Genomic DNA, 18,671 nt, shown 5'->3' with positions numbered 1-18,671 from the left:
GGCCTGCGTCCCTCACCGCCGGACCGAGATCCCAGCACCGCACCAACGGCGACCGGGTCGTCGCCGAGGTTTCCCCGCCGGAAGTCAGGCCGTCGCCGACGTCGCGTCGCCGCCGGTACCGACCCGCTGCAGCACACCGTCGATCAGGCACTCAAGCCCGAAGAGGAACTGTTCGTCGCTGGGCAGCGCCGTCACCTGCGCGGCGAGTTCCACCATATTGGGGAAGTCGTCGCGTGGCAGCGCCGCGTAGAAGTGCCGGCGCTGACGCCGTACCTCCTCGGCGTCGGAAGGATCTGGCCGCCCCCACGGCCGAGGGGCCTGGTAGCTGGCGAAACCCAGGCTGTACTGCACGATCAGACCGTAGACGCGCACCGCGTCCCCATCCGCGAAGCCCGCCTCGCGCAGCCGCCCTATGACCGATTCGAACGCGCCTCGCATCGACTCCGGGGTGGTGTTCACCCGGGTGGAGAAGAGCCGCACGATACTGGGGTGCTCCCGCATCATCTCCAGGAAGGCCAGCGCCAGATCGCGCACGACCGCCGCGGGCGAGGTCTCCTCGGCGGCGGGGAGACGGAAGTTCCCCATGACGTAGTCGGCGATGCCGTCGAGGATCTCCTCCTTCCCGCGGAAGTAGCTGTAGAGCGTCATGGCACCGACACCGAGATCCGACGCGAGTCGCCGAATCGTCAGTACCTCGATGTCCTCCTCGTCACAGATCCGGGTGGCCACCTCGATGATCCGCTCGGCAGTGAGCGTTTTCGTACGCGCCCGCGGACCCGCCACGCGGACTCTCCTCTCCTCGCACCGCCACAATCGGCTCAGGCACCCGACGCCGTACAGCACACCGTACAGCCGTCCTGAGTCCGCACAAAGGCCGCACGGGGTGAGCGCGGTCCCGGCCCGGTCGACGTATCCGGATCAGGCCGGGCGATCAGGAGGCGGTGTCCGTGCGGGCCACCAGATCGAGTGCGATGTCGGTGATCATGTCCTCCTGGCCGCCGACCATCTTGCGGCGGCCGACTTCGACCAGGATCGCGCGGGTGTCCAGGCCATGGCGGGCGGCGGCGCTCTCGGCATGGCGCAGGAAGCTGGAGTAGACGCCGGCGTAGCCGAGGGTGAGGGTCTCGCGGTCGACACGGACCTCACGGTCCTGCAACGGGCGTACGACATCGTCGGCGGCGTCCATCAGGGGGAACAGGTCGCAGCCGTGCTTCCAGCCCATGAGGTCGGCGACCGCGACGAACGCCTCCAGTGGGCAGTTGCCGGCGCCCGCCCCCTGGCCGGCGAGGGAGGCGTCGACACGTGTGACACCGTGCTCGACGGCGACGACGGTGTTGGCCACACCCAGGGCGAGGTTGTGGTGGGCGTGGATACCGAGCGCGGTGGCTGGGTCGAGGACGTCGCGGTAGGCGCGCAAGCGGTCGCGTACGCCGTCCATGGTGAGCCGGCCGCCGGAGTCGGTGACATACACACAGTGGGCGCCGTAGGACTCCATCAGCTTGGCCTGGCGGGCGAGTTCGGCGGGCTCGGCCATGTGCGACATCATCAGGAAACCGGCCACGTCCATGCCCAGCTCCCGTGCGGCGGCGATGTGCTGCGCGGCGATGTCGGCCTCGGTGCAGTGCGTGGCGACGCGTACGGAGCGGATGCCGAGTGAGTGCGCCCGCTTGAGGTCGTGGACCGTGCCGATGCCCGGCAGCAGCAGGGTGGTGGGGACGGCCTGCCGTACGGCGCCCACCACCGCCTCGATCCACTCCCAGTCGGTGTGGGCGCCAACGCCGTAGGTGATGCTGGATCCTGACAGACCGTCACCGTGGGCGATCTCGATCGCGGCCACCCCGGCCGCGTCCAGGGCGGCCGCTATGGTGCGGGCCTGCTCGACGGTGTAGCGGTGCCGGACGGCGTGCATGCCGTCCCGGAGCGTCACGTCCTGCACATACAGGGAAGTCATCGGGATGCCCCCTCCGTGGAGCGGTGTGCGGCCATGCGTTCGGCGGTGCGCAGCGCGGCCGAGGTCATGATGTCGAGGTTCCCGGCATAGGCGGGCAGGTAGTGGGCGGCGCCCTCGACCTCGAGGAAGACCGACACCTTCATCGCCCGGGTGCCGCCGGGCACCAGCGTCCGCAGCGGGTCCTCGTCGGTGACCGTGTCGAACTGCACCTTCTGCTTGAGACGGTATCCGGGAACATAGGCCCGGACGCGCCCGGCCATGTCCTCGACGGCGGCCGTGACCTGCTCGGTGGCGCACTCCGAGACCAGGCAGTGCACGGTGTCGCGCATGATCAGCGGCGGCTCGGCGGGATTGAGGATGATGATGGCCTTGCCGCGGGCGGCGCCGCCCACCTGCTCGATGGCGGAGGCGGTGGTCTCGGTGAACTCGTCGATGTTGGCCCGGGTGCCGGGACCGGCGGAGCGGGAGGAGATGGAGGCGACGATCTCTCCGTAGTGGACCGGTGTGACCGAGTTGACGGCGGCGACGATCGGAATCGTCGCCTGGCCGCCGCAGGTCACCATGTTGACGTTCGGGGCGTCGAGATGGGCCTCGCCGTTGACCGGGGGCACCACGTACGGGCCGACGGCCGCCGGGGTGAGGTCGACGAGAACACGGCCGAGGGAACGCAGCACCTCGTCATGGTGCCGGTGGGCGCCGGCGGACGTAGCGTCGAAGACGATCTCCACATCCGCGAACTCGTCCATCTTCACCAGCCCCGCCACCCCTTCGTGGGTGGTGGCCACCTTCAGCCGTCGGGCGCGGGCCAGGCCGTCGGAAGCGGGGTCGATCCCGGCCATCGCCGCGATCTCCAGGCTGTCGGAGAGCCGCAGCACCTTGATCATGAGGTCGGTGCCGATGTTGCCCGACCCGATGACGGCCACCTTGGTGCGGGTGTCGGTCCTGCTGCTCACCGGTCGTCTCCTTCTGCGGCGAACCTGACCCCCACGGAGCCCAGGTTCGAGATACGGGCCTGGAACACATCGCCCGGGGAGGCGGGGGCCATCGCCCCCAGCGCCCCGGTCAGCACAAGGTCGCCCGCTCGCAGCGGGTCTCCCCGCTCAGCGAGCGCCGAGGCCAGCCAGACGGCCGCGTTGAGGGGGCCGCCGAGGCAGTCGGCGCCGGTTCCCGCGGAGACCGCCTCGCCGTTGCATGTCATGGTCATCCGCACGGAACGCAGGTTCAGCCCCGTCAGCGGCACCGGGCAGGCGCCGAGGACGTACAACCCCGAGGACGCGTTGTCGGCGACCGTGTCGACGATGGAGATGTCCCAGTCCCGTACCCGGCTGTCGACGATCTCCAGCGCGGGCAGCGCGAAGTCGGTGGCGCGCAGTATGTCGACGACGGTGCACTGCCGGTGCGGCAGGTCGCTGCCCAGCACGAGCGCGACCTCCGCCTCCACCTTGGGCTGAAGCAGCCGGCCGGCGGGCACCTCGCCGTCCTCCGGTACCGCCGTGTCCGCGAACAGCGCACCGAAGTCCGGCTGGTCCACGCCGAGTTGGTGCTGCACGGCAGGAGATGTCAGGCCGATCTTCCGGCCGACGATCCGGCGTCCGGCGGCCTGCTCGCGCTCCAGGTTCAAGCGCTGCACCGCGTACGCGGCCTCGATGTCCCCCTCGTCGAGGAACGTGCGCACCGGCGGGCAGGCGATCTGGCTGCGGGCGGCCTCCGCCAGCGCGTCGGCGGCCTTGACCACGGCCCCGGGCCAGGTGTCCGTCGGGACACTGTCGGGTGCGTTGGGCATGGGCTACCTCCAGAGGGAGAACACAAGGGCCAGGGGTTTCGGCGCACCTCCGGTATAGACGCGGCACCTGCGAGGGGCCAACCTTTGTTCCGTGACACGGAACAACACGAGCGGCAACATGCTCGACAAGGCGGCATCGATCCTCGCATGCTTCCCTCCGACCGGAGGCCCGTACCGCTTGACGGAACTTGTCGAGCGAACGGGCCTGCCCAAACCGACGGTGCACCGGCTGACGGCCGACCTGGTACGGCTGGGCTGGCTGGAGCGCTCGGGAGCCCACTACCGGCTGGGCGCCAAGCTGTTCGAGTTCGGGGCCCTGGTGCCGCGGCGGCGCGACCTGCGTGAGGCGGCGCTGCCGTTTCTGCAGGACCTGTTCGAAGCCACGCGGGAGACGGTCCACCTCGGTGTCCGCGACGGCCTGGAGGTGGTCTACCTCGAACGCATCCATGGGCACGACGCCCTCCAGCTCCCGTCACGTATCGGTGGCAGGCTGCCCCTGACCTGCACCGGTGTGGGCAAGGCCCTGCTCGCCTTCTCCGGGACACAGCTGACCGAGGACGTACTGTCCGGGCCGCTGCCCAGTCTCACCCCGTACTCGATCACCGACCCGATCCGGTTGCGCACCGCGCTGGAGAAGATCCAGGTGTCCGGGCTGGCCTACGAGGAGCAGGAAGCTGCACTCGGAGTGAGCTGCATCGCGGCCCCGGTCTTCGCCGACGGGACCACCGTGGCCGCGCTCTCGGTGGCGGTCCTTCGGTCCCGGTTCCGTCCCGCCCAGCTGGCGCCGGCCGTACGGACAGCGGCCCTCGGCCTCTCCCGTGTGCTGCGCGGCCTTTGATCTCGGCGCCCGATCTCGAAGGGGGGACCGACCCCTTGACGCCGATCCAACTGCCCGTACAAAGTACGACGAGAAAGGGGGCGAGCACAGGTCAGCGGCCGCAGGTCGAAAACCGCCGCGACCTGGCTGCTGCGGGACGGGGAATCGTTCATCACCCGCACCTTCATGGGGCTCGTGGCCCTGATCGCGGTCGCCGGTGCTGCGGCCGCGACGCCCATCTGTCCACGTCAGGAGAGTTCGCATGCTGAGCGCCCACTATGTCTCCAGCCGGTTCGGCCAACTGCACTATGTCGAGTGCGGTGCGGGCGAACCCGTGCTGCTGCTCCACCAGACACCGCGGTCCTGGACCGAGTACCAGGACGTGCTGCCGTTGGTCGGCGCCGGTCACCGGGCGATCGCGATGGACACCGTCGGGTACGGGGCCTCGGCGAAACCCGCGGACGACCAGAGCATCGAGATGTTCGCCGACGGGGTCGAAGACCTGGTGGACGGACTGGGACTCGAATCGTTCCACCTGGTCGGCCACCACACCGGCGGAGTGGTCTCGGTGGAGGTGGCGGCGCGGCTCGGCTCCCGGGTGCGGAGCCTGGTGCTCTCCGCGGTCCCGTTCATCACCCCCGAGACACGTGCTCGGGCGGTGTGGAAGCGTCCGGTCGACTGGGTGCAGCCGAAGCCGGACGGCTCCCACCTCCTGGAGCTGTGGAACCGGCGGCGGCACTTCTACGAGCCGGGGCAGGAGGCCGCGCTGAACCGGTTCGTGGCCGACGCCCTGCGGGTGCTGGACCGAGCGGAGGACGGCCACGTCGCGGTCCGGCTGTTCCGGATGGACGAGCGGCTGCCGCTGATCACCGCCCCGGTGACGGTCATCTGCGGGCAGGACGACGACCCGTCGATGCCCAGCTTCGAGCCCATGGTGAACGCGCTGTCGGCCAAGGGACACATCGTGCCCGGCGCCGGTGTGCCGTTCCCGGAACAGCGGCCGGACGAGTTCGCCCGACTGGTCCTGGAAGCCGTCGAATCCGCTGAGGCCCGCTGACGGCATCCGGGTGGCCGCGGCCGAAGGCTCTCGGCGGGCTTCCTGCGGCGCTGGGCGTACGGTCGGGCGGGTCCGGGTCCACCGCTGATCGCCGTCACAGGCGGTGCACTATCTCGCCCGAGGCGACGGTCAGTCGGACCCTGGCATCGGAGACATGGCAGTCGGGCCGGAAAATGTCCTGGTCGAGCAGGGCGAGGTCGGCGCGGGCGCCCACGCGGAGGGCGCCGCCCTCGGCGTCGTGGTTGACATAGGCCGAGCCCCCCGTGAACGCGTCGACGGCCGTGTCCAGGGCGAGGCGCTGATCCGGCAGGAAGGGCGCGTTGTCACGGTTTCCCGGGTCGACGCGGCGGACGGCGACTTCGATCTGTTCCAGCGGGTTCGCCGTGGTCACCGCCCAGTCGCTGCCCATGGCCAGGCGGGTGCCCTCCGCCCAGAGGTCCGCGAAGGGGTACTGCATGGCAGCGCGCTCCGGCCCGAGGAAGGGCACGGTGAGCTCGTCCATCTGCGGTTCGCTCTGCGCCCAGTAGGTCTGCAGATTGGCGATCACGTCCAGATCCGCGAAACGCCTGACGTCGTCCGGCTGGACCACTTGCAGGTGGGCGATGTGATGCCGACGGTCACCGGGACCGTTGGCGGCCCGAGCCGCGGCGATGGCGTCGAGCGCGTTGCGGATGGCGCGGTCGCCGATGGCGTGCTGGTGCACCTGGAAGCCGAGCGCGTCCAACTGGACCAACGCGGCTGTCAGCGTTTCCTGGTCGACGTAGGTGAGGCCGTGGTTGTCGCTGACACCGCCGCAGCCGTCGCAGTAGGGCTCCAGCAGCGCGCCGGTGTAGTTCTCCAGGATGCCGTCCGTCATGATCTTGACGGAGGTCGGGAAGAAGCCCGAACCGAGATGCGCGCGGGGGGAGTTGACGGGGTGTCCCGACTCGCGGCGGGCGACCAGGTCATCGATCTGCTCCAGGCCGCGGTGCCGGTCCCACCACAGGGCACCGACGACGCGGCCGGTGAGCCTGCCGTCGGCGGCGAGGGCCTGGTAGGCGTGCTGGGTGTCAGGGGTGACCCAGGCGTCCTGCCAGCCGGTGATGCCGAGGGCGTGCAGATGGTCCTGGCCGGCCAGGATCGCGGCCCGCCATTCCTCCTGGTCCGGAAGTGGGACGATCCGGTCGTTGACGGTGTAGGCCGCTCCCTCGTGCAGGGTCCCGGTGGGCTCACCGGTGACCGGGTCGCGTTCGATGCGGCCGTCGGTGGGGTCCGGGGTGTTCTTGGTGATCCCGGCGAGTTCGAGCGCGCGGGAGTTGACCCAGGCGCCGTGCACGTCCTGGTTGAACAGGAAGACGGGACGGTCCGGGCAGATGGCGTCCAGGTCCTCCTTGCGGGGGGTGCCGCCGGGGAAGTGCTCCATGGCCCAGCCGCCGCCGGTGATCCACATTTCGTCGGGGTGGGCCTGGGCGTAGGCGGCGATCGCGTCCAGGTACGCCTGGCGGCCGACGAGGTCGTTGAGCCAGACCCGCAGCAGGTTCCGTCCGCCGAAAGGCGTGTGCACATGCGCGTCCTGGAAACCGGGGAGCACCAGGCCGCCGGGGGCGTGGATGCGCTCGGTGCGCCGTCCGGCCAGCGCCCGGATCTCGTCCTCGGCGCCGAGGACGACGATCCGTCCGCCCCGGACGGCGATGGCCTCGGCCCAGCGCTTCGCTGCGATGCGGACCCTGGCGCCGGTGATGATCAGGTCAGTGTGCAAGATCGAGCAGCCCTTCTTCTTCGACGTCGCGCCGCTCGGCCGGGAGGTCGGGGGAGCGAGGGAACAGCAGATGGAGGAGTCCGGCCGTAGGGAGGACGACGAGCGTCGACCAGTCGACCCTGGCCTGCGTCGTTACGGCGAGGCCCGGGAACGGGGTGCTGCCATGGCGAGGGTGCCGAGCAGATGGGCGAGGTTGCCAGGTGCTGACCCAACACCCATACACCCCTTGGGAGTTGAGAATCGCTGCCGGTGCGGCGCGCCGGCCGGCGCGCCGCACCGGAGTCAGCCGGAGTACCCGAGTTGGGCGAGGGCGCGGTCCAGCATGTCGGTGAAGAAGTCGACCGCGGCGGCGTCGATGCACAGCGGCGGCTTGATCTTCAGGACATTGAGGTGGTCACCGGTCGGCTGTACGACCACGCCGAGGTCGAGCATGCGGTCACACAGCTCGGCGGTCTCTTCTGTGGCGGGTTCCAGGGTGACGCGGTCGCGGACGAGTTCGAGGCCGAGGTAGAGGCCCGAGCCGTGGACGGCGCCGATGATGCCGTAGCGGTCGGCCAGTGCCTCAAGGCGGCTCTTCAGACGGCCGCCGACGCGCACCGCATTGCCTTGGAGGTCCTCATCGAGCAGGGCGTCCAGGACGGTGAGGCCCACGACGCTGGAGACCGGGCTGCCACCGGTGGAGGAGAAGAAATAGCCCTGGTCACGGTAGCGCTCGGCAACCGTTTTTGACGTGATCACGGCGCCGAGGGGATGGCCGTTGCCCATGGCCTTGGCCACACACACGATGTCCGGGACGACCTGCTGCTGCTCGAAGCCCCAGAACCAATGTCCCAGACGGCCGTAGCCCACCTGGACCTCATCGGCGACGGCCAGGCCGCCGTGCCGGCGGACCGCCGCGTACACCTCGGCGAGATAGCCGTCGGGCAGGGGCACTCCACCGGCGTTGCCGTAGAAGGTCTCGCTGAGGAAGGCTCCTGCCGGGCGGCCGGAAGCGGCCAGCTCGTCGATCACCGCGGCGGCCTCGGGCCCGTAGCGCACCGCATCCGCCCCGCGGTGCCGGCCGCGATAGGAATTGGGCGAGTCCACGGTGTGGACCCAGTTCGGACGGGTGGCGAGGGCGTTCGGGTTGTCCTGGAGCGAGGTGGAGATCGCGTCGGAGGCGTAGGTCCAGCCGTGGTATGCCTCGCGCAGTGCGACGACGTCCTGCTGTCCCGAGGCACCGATGGCCAGCCGGAGGCCCAGATCCACCGCCTCGGAACCGGAGTTGACCAGGAACACCGTGTCCAGCGGCTCGGGCAGGAGGGCAGCGAGGCGCTCGGTGAACTCCACCACCGAGGCGTAGTGGAATCGCGAGTTGGTGTTGAGCCGCCGCAACTGCTGGGAGACCGCCCGCTCGACGCGAGGGTGAGCGTGGCCCAAGGGGGTGACGTTGTTGACGACGTCGACGTAGGAGCGGCCGTCGGTGGAGAGCAGATGGTGACGCCAACCACGCTCGATGCGGGGCGGTTTGGCGTAGTAGTGCTCCTGCACGGTCGCGAACACGGCGTCACGTCGGTCGAGCAGATCCCGGTGCTCCGCACCGTCGGCGGCCGGGAGACCGATGAGCGGGGCGGGGTCCGCGGTGAGCGCGAGCCAGCCGGCGGCGTACTCGGGGCGCACCAAGGGAGGGACGCCAGGGCTGTCGGCGGTGCGCAGCGCGACGTGGACCGAGGTTCCGGAGGGCAGATGGGCGAGGTCGTCGCCCGCCTCGACCGCCGAGCCGGCGCAGACCACCGGGTCGACCGTGCGGGCGAAGGACAACGTCAGCACCTGCGGGCCGTAGCCGATCTCCACACGGTCCGGTGCCGCGGCGAGGACCGTCCCCGCGCGGGGAGCCTGCGCCACGGTGGCCCGGCCGAGCCACAGGTCGATGCCGGTGGGTACCGTGGGAGCGGACACGGCTGACAACGCCGGAGCCTGAGTGAGCCGCGCATGCGCGTACCGGGTGGCCACCGCAGCCGCCCCGTCCATGAGCGCGGTGGCCGACAGCCGGTCCTCGGTGCCGGCTTCGAGCCAGGCACCGTGGTCCGTGGAGTCGGCGCCGGTGGACAGGTCGAGGAGGGTGATGTCGTCGGCGGCGAGACCTCGCAGCAGGGAGTGCACCGGTGCATCGGCTTGAGCAGGCAGGTCGGCCAGGCCGATCGCGTCCTTGACGAGGTGGCTCATCACCGGCAGCGGCAGGCGGGTGGCCTGCTCGAATATCCGCCACTCACGGTCGAGCGCGGACTTGGCGTAGGCGTTGTCCTCGTCGACGGCGGCCTGATGGCGCCCGCTGACGACCAGGCCGGCGGCGCGCAGGACCACGAGCGGCCAGAGCGCCTCCGCCTCCTGGAGGGAGAGCGGCCGCACGGCGTGGAAGGCCCGGACGGCGGGCAGCACGTGGTGCGGCTCGACACCGTCGTGGTGGAGCATCGAGGAGAGCGGCACGGCCAGTTCGCCGACCGCCCAACTCGTGGCCAGGTCACCGAAGTCGATGATTCCGTCGGGCGTGGGCAGGTGGCGGTCGGGAGAACAGATCAGATTGTCGTCGGTGAGGTCGAGGTGCACGGCTTGCGACGGCAGTACGGCGGCGTGCTTCTGGACCTGCGCCCAGGCGTCCGCGGTCGCGGCCTGGACGGCGGCGCGCTGCTCGGGCTCGTCGATGTGCTCCGCGAGCTTTGCGACGACGCGGTCGGCGTGCTGCAGATCCCACTGGAGAACGCGATCGAGGCCCGGGTGCCGGAAGTCGCCCAGGGCGGTGCTGATCTTTCCGCCGATCGTGCCCATGGCCGCCACCGTGCTCGGGGACAGGTGCCGCGGTCCCGAGAGCGGGCCGCCGGGCAGGTAGCGCAGCAGCCGCGCGATGACCGGCCCGCTCTCGGTGTCCACCGTCGCGCACCGCGGGGAGCCGTCGGGGCGGCGCAGGACGGTGGCGATGCGCAGTTCCGGGTAGGCCGCGGCGATCAGGTCGGCGGCCGTGTCCTGGGCCTCGATCTCCGTAGGGCTGAAGGCGGGGTTGGCGATCTTCAGAACAGCCAAGGCCGTCCCATCGTCGGCACGCAGCAGGAAGTTGGCGTCCTGCTGGCTTCCCAGCGCCTCCGCACGAGCGTCGATGCCGAGGTGCTCGGCGCAGATGCGCTCCGCCTGGGCCGGTGTCACCTGTGGTGCGGGAAGAGCGTCCTGGGCGAAGAAGTCGATGGTGTGGTGCTCGTCGTGCAGCATGCGGGATTCCTCGGCTGGTGGGTGGAGCGTGGTGTGGGCGGGCCGGGCGCGGATGCTCGGGTGCTCGGGCCTAGTCGACTTCCCACAAGAAGCGGTGGGTGTGAATCGCGAAGTAGGTGAAGGTCTCCACGGATGTGACACCCTCGACGGCCCGTACGACGTCGTTGATGAAGTCCAGAAGATCACCAGGGCGACCGCATACGACCTCGGCGAACAGGTCATAGCGACCGGAGGTCAGGACCGTGTACACGACTTCGTCATGCCGGGACAGTTCATCGGCCACCGCGCGGGAATCGCCGCCGATGCGCAGGCCGAGGAGCGCCATCGCCTGCTGTCCCATGGTCATCGGGTCGGTCACCCCGACGACCTGGACCGCCTTGGTGTCGATCAACCGTTGCAGCCGGAGCCTCGCGGCCGAAGGCGACAACCCCACCTTCGGTCCCAGCTCGGCGTAGGGGATGCGACCGTCGACCTGCAGCTCCCGCAGGATGGCCCGGTCGATGTCGTCCATGAAGTGCCCCTCTCTTCTGCATGAACACCAAGCCATGCAGTCGTTTCAAGCACAATGACGGATCTTCTCGCTCGAATCAACTGTGCGGACGACAGAATCGAGCGAATCTTGGGCGGTGGACTCTTGTGAGCGCGCCGCAGCCCTGTTAAGTTCCCGGCCATGTCGACTGACCGAGCCGACGCCGACGGGGCGTCGGTTCCCGGCTACGTCGCAGCAGGCGAACGCTCCACCTGAGCACACCGTGGGTGCGACACACGCACGAGTCCAGAGCCCTCTGGACGACGTCACCGCCCACCTACTGAAGTCCTGCTTCCCGCATCACACGCATCCAGGTCGGAGCACTGATGACCCCGTATCGCAACGGCGAAATATCACACTGGATGAGGTCCGCTCGCACCGCGGACGGGCAGACCGGCCCGTCGCGGCAGCGCATCGGTCTGCCGGACGAGGAGCAGGACTTCGTCATCGTCGGCGGCGGCCTGACCGGTATCTGGGCCGCCTACCACGCGATGGTCGAACGCCCCGAAGCGAAGATCACCGTCGTGGAGGCCAACGAGGTCGGCTACGGAGCCTCCGGACGCAATGGCGGCTGGCTCTCCCCGCTCCTCCCGGGCAACCGGGCCGTATTCGCCAAGGCCGTGAGCAAGCGGGGGCGGGACGGCGCGGCCGCCGTCGCGTCCTTCCAGCGGGAGATGGACGCGTCCATCGACAACGCGCTCAGGATCTTGGAGACGGAAGGAATACAGGCGGATCAGCACCGGGGCGGCCATCTGAACGTGGCCACCACCCCGGCGGCGATGAAGCGACTCCAGCACGCGTACGCCGCGAACCTCGCCAACGGATACCGTGCGGAGGATCTTGAACTCCTCGACGCCGAAGCCGTGAAGAAGCGGATCGCCATCGATCCGGCGCTGGGCGGCCTCTTCGCTCGCAGCACGGTGCGCGTCGACCCCGCCAAGCTGGTACAAGGTCTCGCCGCGGTCGTGGAGGCCAAGGGCGTACGCATCGTGGAGGGCACCCGTGCCACCCGTATCGCGCCCGGTGCGGTGACGACCTCGCGCGGGACCGTACACGCCAAGACCGTTCTGTCCTGTCTGGAGGCGTTCTCCGGGCAGATCGAAAGCGACGCCCGCGGCCTCGGCAAGCGGGAAGTGATCCCGATCAACTCCTCCATGGTCGTCACCAACCAGCTCCCCGGACGTGTGTGGGAGAGGATCGGCTGGGAGGGGCGCGAATGCCTCGACGACGGCGCGCACACCTTCATCTACGCACAGCGCACCGAGGACGGCCGTATCGCCATCGGCGGCCGCGGCACCCCCTACGCCTTCCATTCCGGCATGCCCGGCCAGGGCACTGTGGACGCCCGCACCGTGCGCATGCTGAGCGAACGCCTTCGCATGTTCTTCCCCGACGTACAGTTCACGATCGAACACGCTTGGCGGGGCGCCATCGGTGTCACACGTGACTGGTGCGCCGGAGTCCACTTCGACCCGTACAGCAGAATCGGCGTGGCGCGTGGATACGCCGGACACGGCATGGCGGCCACCGAACTCGCGGCAAGGACACTCCTGGACCGGGCCGCCGGTCGCGACACCGCGCTGACCCGGCTTCCGTGGAACGACCACGACTCCGGACGCTGGGAGCCCGAACCACTGCGTTGGATCGGCGTGCACGCCATGTACCGGCTCTTCGGCATCGCCGACCGCTGGGAGGAAAGCCGACACTCCCAGAACACCTCGCTCATCGCCCGTTTCGGTTCCCGCCTGGCAGGACTCAGCGAATGAACACCCCATCGCAGCAGATGCTGGATACGCGCGGGCCGAAGGCGGTGCCGGGGGCGCCCGGGCCCGCCTCCCGGCGCGCCCTGCGGAGCATGGCCTTCACCGAGCTGTGGGAGCGCTACTCCTTCTACGGCCTGCAGGGCATCCTTTCGTTCTACCTGCTCTACGCGGTGGCGGACGGCGGCCTCGCCATGGACCCGGCCGTCGCGGCGGGCATCGTCGGCGCCTACGGCGGCGCCGTCTATCTGTCGCAGGTGCTCGGGGCCTGGCTGGGGGACCGGCTGGTCAGCCCGCAGTACATGGTGCTGTCCGGTGCCATCGTCATCACGGTCGGGCACATCGTGCTGGCCTTCTCACCCGGCCTCGGCGGCCTCGGCGCCGGACTGCTGTGCATCATTTTCGGCACCGGCGCACTGAAGACGAGCATCACCTCGATCGTGGGTTTCGTGCTGGACCAGAACCCGGATCAACGTGATCGGGACGCCGGCTTCTCCTACTTCTACATGGCGATCAACATCGGCGCCGTGGTCGGGCCGCTCACGACCGGCTTCGCCCAGAACGAATGGGGCTTCCACTACGGGTTCGGTCTGGCCGCGCTCGGTATGGGCGCCGCACTCATCCAGTACGCCGTTTCGATGAAGCACCTGCCCGAGCGCGCCCGGATCGTCAGCAACCCGCTGCCCGCGAGCCGCCGTCCACTCGTCATCGTCGTGGCTCTCGTATGCCTCGCCGCGGTGGGCACGGCCGTGGCCGCCGGCCTGCTCCGGGCGCAGAACCTGTCCACGGTGGTGAGTATCGCCGCACTGGTGGCCGCCGCGGCCTCCTTCCTCATCATGACCACCGCGTCATCGGTCACCAAGGACGAGCGGCGGCGCATCCTGGGATACCTGCCCCTCTTTCTGACCTCCGGCCTGTACTTCGGGTTTCTCTGGCAGAACTTCACCGCGATATCGATCCTCATCACCGAACGAATCGACCTGCACATCGGTGGATGGGCCTTCCCGGCCGCCTGGGTCACGACCGCCGCCCCCCTCGCAGCCGTCCTCATCACTCCACTCATCGCCCGGGTGTGGAGCACGCTCGGGGAACGTCAACCAGGGCCCGTCACCAAGGTCGCCCTCGGCCTGACCCAGCTCGGCTGCGCCTATCTGTTCCTGCTCATCGTCATCGAAGCCACCGGAGAATCCGACATCCCCCTCCTCCTCATCCTCCTGTTCATGGTGGTTGCCGGATCTTCCGAAGTCCTCATCGGACCCATCGGGCTCTCCCTCGCCACAAGGATCGGCCCGGACAAGTTCCGCTCCCAGATGGTCGCCCTGAACTTCCTCACCCTCGCCCTGGGTTCATCTCTCTCAGGTCTGCTGGGCCAGTTGTTCACGGCCATCGACAACGGCCCCTACTTCGCCCTCAGCGCAGCGGGCGGCATCGCACTGGGCCTGACGCTGTTCGCAGGACGCACGCCTCTGGGGCGCCTCCTCGGCGCGGGCCTGGACCGCTGACCTCATCCACCGACTGGTCCTCACCGTTACAAACCCCCGGCGAGAGACCACGGTTCGTACTCCCGTAACCCGCCGGCGGCAGCCGCAGACGTGGGGTACGGGGCGAGGCAGACCGGCGACAGCCGTCCCCGCCCGGCGTGAGGCAGCGGTCCAGATCAGACCTGTCCGGGTTGGTCAGGTGCGGTCGGCGGAGAGGAAGAATCCCCGGTCGTCGAGCCGTGGCACGGTCTCGTCGTGGTCGAGCCGGGCGGCTTCGTCGATGTCGGGCCCGAAGCTCTTCTGGATCAGCTCGCGGCCGGTGGTCGAACCGCGTAGCCACCCGTCCAAGCCGTCGCGCTCGGCAACGGCATAGGTCGACGCGGCGGCCTTCGCCTCGGTCGACAGGCTCACCCCGCGCGCGGCCGCCGCGGCCGCGATCGCACCGGCACCGAGCCAGTCCTCGATGCCGGGACGCATCCCCTCGGTGAGATCGAGCACCGACGACCAGCGCTCGGCGGCCGCGATGATGGTCACCCGGCGGACCGCACCGCTGGTGAGGGCATGGGCACACCATTGGGCGACCGCTGTCCGGTTCCGCAGACAGCCGGCCAGCAGCACCTCGGCGTGCCGCGCACTGCGGACGATCTCCGCGCCGTTCAGCGAGGTCAACGCGACCTCGTCACCACCGACGATGTTGCCGACGCTGCTGGGCGACAACGTGAGCTTCGCATCCGTCCGGTCCCGGGTGAGCGCGGGCGGCGGTACCCGGTAGGTCCGTGCGACCCCGTCCGGACCGCCCAGCCGGGCGACTTCGGCACGGGACAGTGCCAGCACGGCCGCGCCCCGGCCGACCGCCATCGTCACCGTGGTGGAGAAGGTGAGTGTGTCCACGACCACGACCGCGTCGCCACGGTCGGCCGCGAGCCGGGCGGCCTGCCTGCCCCACTCGACATGCAGTTGCGCGGTCGGCCAGGGCTCGAACGGGGCACTCGGCAGGTCCGACATGCCGGACTCAGGCATGGCGCGCTCCGATCAGGACGCTCGACTCCGGGGACACGGCCACTTCGACGCCCCGCAGCCGTGGATGGCCCAGGACGAACCGCCGTTTGTCCTCTTCGTTGTGCAACGGCGCCGGACCGCCGGGCGGGGTGAGGTCGTCGAACACGAGCAGCCCACCGATGTGGAGCAGGTCGACGATCTCGTCCCAGGCCGGCGGGTGGAGTTCACGGCGCAGCCCCGCGTCCGCGAACAGCAGGCCCACGCCGCCGGGCGGGGGTTCGACCGCGTGCCAGTCGCCGTGGACCACGCTCACCCGGGGGTCCCCGGCGAACAGCGCGGCGACCGCGGCGGCCCGCTCGGCCTCGGCCTCGATCGTGACCAGCCGGGCGCCCGGAGCCAGGCCGTGCGCGAGCCAGGCCGTGCCGACCCCGGCGCCCGTACCCAGTTCCAGGACGACGGCCTCCGGTCGCGCGCTCGCGGCGAGCGTCGCCAGCAACCTGCCGACCTCGGGCAGACAGGACGTCGGGTTGTTGTGCTGGGGCCGGATCGCGGGGAGATCGAACCGGGCAGCCAGTTCGAGAGCGCCGGCGAGGTGTTCGGGTCCGCCTGCTGCCGTCGTCATGCCACGTTCCCTTCGCCGATCAGCTTTATTCTCTTCAGTCGTCGCGCCGCGGTGCCGGTGATCGCGGTACGACCGTGCAGCACACGGGTGTTGTCGAGGAGCAGCATGTCCCCGGGGGTCAGCTGGAGCGTCGCGGTCAGCGCCGGGTCGGCGGCCACGGTGGCGAACGCCTCCACGGCCGCGCGATGTGCGGCACTGGCGGCGCGGGGGTGCCGTTCGAAGCCTGCGATGAGCGCGTCGTGCCGCCACCGCACCCGCCATTGCTCCTCGGGGGTCCACCGCAGGACGGGCGCGATCACCGGCGGTTCGGCCAGGCGCAGCGGTGTGTCCAGGAAGGGAAAAGTCTCCTCGCGCAGCAGTGCGGTCGTCGCGCCGCCGTCGCGTTCATCGAGCACGGCCGCTATGTCACCGGCGTGGACCACTGTGGACAGCCCGCCACCGGCGGGGTCGCCGGTCACGCACGCGAGCGCCAGGAACTCGTGCGGCCGTTGCTGGACGGGCGAGTCGGTGTGCGGTTCCTGGGCGGCGCGCCCCTTGGACAGGTGCGTCGGACCGGCGGCCGCATCGTCGGGGGCGACCTCGTAGATGAGACGCTCGGCGGTGGCGCCGTTCCCCTTGCTGGTCGGCTGCCCGAATGCGGCGAGCAGACCGATCAGCGCGACGTCGCAGGTCACGGGCAGTCCGGTGAAGCGGACCCCGCCGTGGACCTCGACCTGTGCGCGGGCCTGGCGGATGAGGTCGGCGAGTGCGGGCACCGTCCGCGTCAACTCCTCCAGCACCGCCTGCTGCACCGCGGGCGGCTCCAGTTCTTCCGCCGTCAGGTCGATGCGTTCGGCGGCCTGTCGCAGTGCGTCATGGATCGAGTGCGCGTCGAGCGCGGGCGGGGCGCTACGGCCTGCCGCCGGACGAGTGGTTTCCATGCCGGCTTTCCTTCCTGGGTTGGGTATCGAAGCGGCTCAGCCGCTTACGGCGGGCCGTCGACCGGCACCGCCGCGGGTTCTGAGGTTTTCTGAGGTGGTCGCTCGCGAGGTGGAGCGGCGACGCGGGGGATGTGGCAGTCACATCAGGAGGCGACTGCCGACGAGGCTCCCCGCACCGGCTCGGCGCAACTCATGCCGCGACCGTGCCGTCAAGTGGCTTGCCGGGCACATGCACGACAGCACCGAGGTCGGTGCACGACAGCACCGGGGCCGGTGCGCGCATGCAGATCACTGCGCATGAGTCTTTGCTGCGCCCCAGCTGCGAGTGCGGCGCTCGTTCTCGTACTCCATGCGCATGTCGAACACGTCCGGCCTGCTCCAGCCACGGCCGAACTCAAGGGGCCGGCCATGGCGCCCGTCGACGACCAGGCTGGTGAGGCACCAGACCCGAGGTCGGCCTTCCAGTTCGAGGTCGGCCGCGATCTCCTCGTCCGGGACCTGCATGTCGACGCGTGTCCACTCACGTTGGGGGTGGTGGCCGAGGCTGGTCAGGATGGTGTGCAGCGAGCCACCCGCGGCGAGGAGGTCACGGAAGCCCGGTGCGAGATCGGCCGGCAGATAGCTCAGCATCGTGTTGGCCACCAGGCCGTTGACCAGGTTGATCCGGCGCAACCGGATCACCTTGTCCTTGACACCGAGTTCGAGCCGTTCGCGGGTCTCCGGATCGGGCAGGGTGAGGACGGCGTCCACGGACTTCACCGACGGCTCACCGCCCCCGCGGCGGACCGTCTGGGTCCAACTCGGCGGCAGGTCGGGCCTGATGGTGAACACCAAACGCAGGGCCACGAACGTACCGGAGCCCTTGGCGCGCCGCACCAGGTGCCTGCGCTCCAGTTCCTGGAGAGCCGCGCGGGTGGTCACCCGGCTCACTCCGTGCAGTGCCGCGAGCTCGTTCTCGCTCGGCAACCGGTCGCCGCCGTTCATGGTGGCGATCGAGGTTTCGAGCAAGTCGGCAAGCGCGAGATAGTTCGGCACAGCCCCGTTGGACATCGTAACTCTCCTATCGTGATCGACTCGACAGCGGCAGTGTGCCTGGTAGCCGCTGTCCCGTGCTGTCGAAGAGGTGGATGTCCGCGGTGTTCGCGACGCAGGTGATCCTGTCGGGCACCGGTTGGTCGGCGTGGATCCGTACCCGGACGCGTTGGTCGCCGCCGGTGCGGAACTGCACCAGGCGTTCCCGGCCGAGCAGTTCGTTTCCCTCGACCGTGCCGTGGAGCACGAGTTGTGCATCGGTGGCGTGTTCGGGGCCGGTCACCACCCGGAGGTCTTCAGGCCGGACTCCGAAGCAGCCGGGCCGGTCCCCGTCGGGTGTGGTGCGCAGGGGCGTGGGCAGTGTGATGTGTGGCCCGGCCGGTTCGAGGATGTTCATGGCGCCGAGGAAGGAGGCGACGAACCGGGTGGCGGGCTTTTGGTAGACGTGTTCGGGTGGGCCGTCCTGTTCGATGTGTCCGTCGCGCATCACGACGAGCCGGTCGGCGAGGGCGAGGGCTTCGGCCTGGTCGTGGGTGACGTAGAAGGTGGTCGTGCCGCTGTGGCGCTGCAGGCGGCGGATCTCCGTCCGCAGTTCGCCGCGCAGTTCGGCGTCGAGGTTGGACAGGGGCTCGTCCATCAGGAGCACGTCGGGTTCGCGTACCAGTGCGCGGCCGATGCCGACGCGTTGGCGCTGGCCGCCGGACAGTTGGGCGGGCCGCGATCCCATGACGGGTCCGAGGCG

General features: G+C 69.9%; 16 protein-coding genes. 4 read left to right on the top strand and 12 right to left on the bottom strand.

The genetic code is table 11. The features are described 5' to 3' along the window. Nucleotides 1-84: 84 nt before the first annotated feature. The 4 genes from ACWEKM_RS15490 to ACWEKM_RS15475 all read right to left on the bottom strand — a co-directional run bounded on the left by ACWEKM_RS15490 (nucleotide 85) and on the right by ACWEKM_RS15475 (nucleotide 3,734). On the bottom strand, nucleotides 85-783 hold the full coding sequence (locus ACWEKM_RS15490) for a TetR/AcrR family transcriptional regulator (RefSeq protein ID WP_451621684.1): 699 nt from the start codon (nucleotides 781-783) through the stop codon (nucleotides 85-87). A 148-nt stretch (nucleotides 784-931) separates the two neighbouring features. After that, nucleotides 932-1,951, bottom strand: a complete 1,020-nt coding sequence (gene dmpG / locus ACWEKM_RS15485; protein ID WP_451621683.1) for a 4-hydroxy-2-oxovalerate aldolase — start codon at nucleotides 1,949-1,951, stop codon at nucleotides 932-934. Beyond that, complete coding sequence (locus ACWEKM_RS15480; protein ID WP_451621682.1) at nucleotides 1,948-2,904, bottom strand: acetaldehyde dehydrogenase (acetylating); 957 nt, start codon at nucleotides 2,902-2,904, stop codon at nucleotides 1,948-1,950. Before ACWEKM_RS15480 ends, dmpG begins: the two co-directional genes overlap by 4 nt. Further along, nucleotides 2,901-3,734 carry a 2-keto-4-pentenoate hydratase gene (locus ACWEKM_RS15475; RefSeq protein ID WP_451621681.1) on the bottom strand — a complete coding sequence of 278 codons (834 nt, stop codon included), beginning with the start codon at nucleotides 3,732-3,734 and terminating at the stop codon, nucleotides 2,901-2,903. Before ACWEKM_RS15475 ends, ACWEKM_RS15480 begins: the two co-directional genes overlap by 4 nt. A gap of 118 nt (nucleotides 3,735-3,852) precedes the next feature. Between ACWEKM_RS15475 and ACWEKM_RS15470 the strand changes: the two genes are divergently transcribed. Continuing rightward, complete coding sequence (locus ACWEKM_RS15470) at nucleotides 3,853-4,572, top strand: IclR family transcriptional regulator (RefSeq protein WP_451621735.1); 720 nt, start codon at nucleotides 3,853-3,855, stop codon at nucleotides 4,570-4,572. A 241-nt stretch (nucleotides 4,573-4,813) separates the two neighbouring features. Continuing rightward, nucleotides 4,814-5,608 carry an alpha/beta fold hydrolase gene (locus ACWEKM_RS15465; RefSeq protein ID WP_451621680.1) on the top strand — a complete coding sequence of 265 codons (795 nt, stop codon included), beginning with the start codon at nucleotides 4,814-4,816 and terminating at the stop codon, nucleotides 5,606-5,608. 94 nt (nucleotides 5,609-5,702) lie between these two features. On the opposite strand, the gene ACWEKM_RS15460 is transcribed toward ACWEKM_RS15465, so the two are convergent. The 3 genes from ACWEKM_RS15460 to ACWEKM_RS15450 all read right to left on the bottom strand — a co-directional run bounded on the left by ACWEKM_RS15460 (nucleotide 5,703) and on the right by ACWEKM_RS15450 (nucleotide 11,097). Then, complete coding sequence (locus ACWEKM_RS15460; RefSeq protein WP_451621679.1) at nucleotides 5,703-7,346, bottom strand: amidohydrolase; 1,644 nt, start codon at nucleotides 7,344-7,346, stop codon at nucleotides 5,703-5,705. Nucleotides 7,347-7,628: 282 nt separating this feature from the next. Continuing rightward, nucleotides 7,629-10,586: an aminotransferase gene (locus ACWEKM_RS15455; protein WP_451621678.1), complete on the bottom strand. Its 2,958-nt coding sequence runs from the start codon at nucleotides 10,584-10,586 to the stop codon at nucleotides 7,629-7,631. 70 nt (nucleotides 10,587-10,656) lie between these two features. Further along, nucleotides 10,657-11,097 (bottom strand): Lrp/AsnC family transcriptional regulator, encoded by a 441-nt coding sequence (locus ACWEKM_RS15450; protein ID WP_451621677.1) that lies wholly within the window; start codon nucleotides 11,095-11,097, stop codon nucleotides 10,657-10,659. 380 nt (nucleotides 11,098-11,477) lie between these two features. On the opposite strand from ACWEKM_RS15450, the gene ACWEKM_RS15445 reads away from it, so the two are divergent. Further along, complete coding sequence (locus ACWEKM_RS15445) at nucleotides 11,478-12,881, top strand: NAD(P)/FAD-dependent oxidoreductase (RefSeq protein WP_451621676.1); 1,404 nt, start codon at nucleotides 11,478-11,480, stop codon at nucleotides 12,879-12,881. Then, entirely contained in the window at nucleotides 12,878-14,377 is a 1,500-nt protein-coding gene (locus tag ACWEKM_RS15440) for a peptide MFS transporter (RefSeq protein ID WP_451621675.1), read from the top strand. Before ACWEKM_RS15445 ends, ACWEKM_RS15440 begins: the two co-directional genes overlap by 4 nt. 174 nt (nucleotides 14,378-14,551) lie before the next feature. On the opposite strand, the gene ACWEKM_RS15435 is transcribed toward ACWEKM_RS15440, so the two are convergent. The 5 genes from ACWEKM_RS15435 to ACWEKM_RS15415 all read right to left on the bottom strand — a co-directional run. Then, nucleotides 14,552-15,376 (bottom strand): 2-phosphosulfolactate phosphatase, encoded by an 825-nt coding sequence (locus tag ACWEKM_RS15435; RefSeq protein WP_451621674.1) that lies wholly within the window; start codon nucleotides 15,374-15,376, stop codon nucleotides 14,552-14,554. Further along, entirely contained in the window at nucleotides 15,369-15,977 is a 609-nt protein-coding gene (locus ACWEKM_RS15430; RefSeq protein WP_451621673.1) for an O-methyltransferase, read from the bottom strand. The genes ACWEKM_RS15435 and ACWEKM_RS15430 overlap by 8 nt, the downstream gene beginning before the upstream one ends. Beyond that, nucleotides 15,974-16,897 carry a TauD/TfdA family dioxygenase gene (locus ACWEKM_RS15425; protein ID WP_451621672.1) on the bottom strand — a complete coding sequence of 308 codons (924 nt, stop codon included), beginning with the start codon at nucleotides 16,895-16,897 and terminating at the stop codon, nucleotides 15,974-15,976. The genes ACWEKM_RS15430 and ACWEKM_RS15425 overlap by 4 nt, the downstream gene beginning before the upstream one ends. A gap of 288 nt (nucleotides 16,898-17,185) precedes the next feature. After that, a complete protein-coding gene (locus tag ACWEKM_RS15420) occupies nucleotides 17,186-17,947 on the bottom strand; it encodes a GntR family transcriptional regulator (RefSeq protein WP_451621671.1) in 762 nt (253 codons plus the stop codon). Between the two features lie 10 nt (nucleotides 17,948-17,957). Next, on the bottom strand, nucleotides 17,958-18,671 hold a 714-nt coding region (locus ACWEKM_RS15415), incomplete at its 5' end, for an ABC transporter ATP-binding protein (RefSeq protein ID WP_451621670.1).

The sequence above is a fragment of the Streptomyces sp. NPDC004752 genome (assembly GCF_053601275.1).
Note: the sequence above shows the minus strand (reverse complement) of the source record. Positions and strands in the feature narration are given on the sequence as shown.

Coding starts and splice junctions, on each gene's coding strand:
- dmpG (WP_451621683.1), bottom strand. CDS start 1,951: ATGACTTCCCTGTATGTGCAGGACGTGACGCTCCGGGACGGCATGCAC.
- ACWEKM_RS15475 (WP_451621681.1), bottom strand. CDS start 3,734: ATGCCCAACGCACCCGACAGTGTCCCGACGGACACCTGGCCCGGGGCC.
- ACWEKM_RS15470 (WP_451621735.1), top strand. CDS start 3,853: ATGCTCGACAAGGCGGCATCGATCCTCGCATGCTTCCCTCCGACCGGA.
- ACWEKM_RS15465 (WP_451621680.1), top strand. CDS start 4,814: ATGCTGAGCGCCCACTATGTCTCCAGCCGGTTCGGCCAACTGCACTAT.
- ACWEKM_RS15455 (WP_451621678.1), bottom strand. CDS start 10,586: ATGCTGCACGACGAGCACCACACCATCGACTTCTTCGCCCAGGACGCT.
- ACWEKM_RS15450 (WP_451621677.1), bottom strand. CDS start 11,097: ATGGACGACATCGACCGGGCCATCCTGCGGGAGCTGCAGGTCGACGGT.
- ACWEKM_RS15445 (WP_451621676.1), top strand. CDS start 11,478: ATGAGGTCCGCTCGCACCGCGGACGGGCAGACCGGCCCGTCGCGGCAG.
- ACWEKM_RS15440 (WP_451621675.1), top strand. CDS start 12,878: ATGAACACCCCATCGCAGCAGATGCTGGATACGCGCGGGCCGAAGGCG.
- ACWEKM_RS15435 (WP_451621674.1), bottom strand. CDS start 15,376: ATGCCTGAGTCCGGCATGTCGGACCTGCCGAGTGCCCCGTTCGAGCCC.
- ACWEKM_RS15430 (WP_451621673.1), bottom strand. CDS start 15,977: ATGACGACGGCAGCAGGCGGACCCGAACACCTCGCCGGCGCTCTCGAA.
- ACWEKM_RS15425 (WP_451621672.1), bottom strand. CDS start 16,897: ATGGAAACCACTCGTCCGGCGGCAGGCCGTAGCGCCCCGCCCGCGCTC.
- ACWEKM_RS15420 (WP_451621671.1), bottom strand. CDS start 17,947: ATGTCCAACGGGGCTGTGCCGAACTATCTCGCGCTTGCCGACTTGCTC.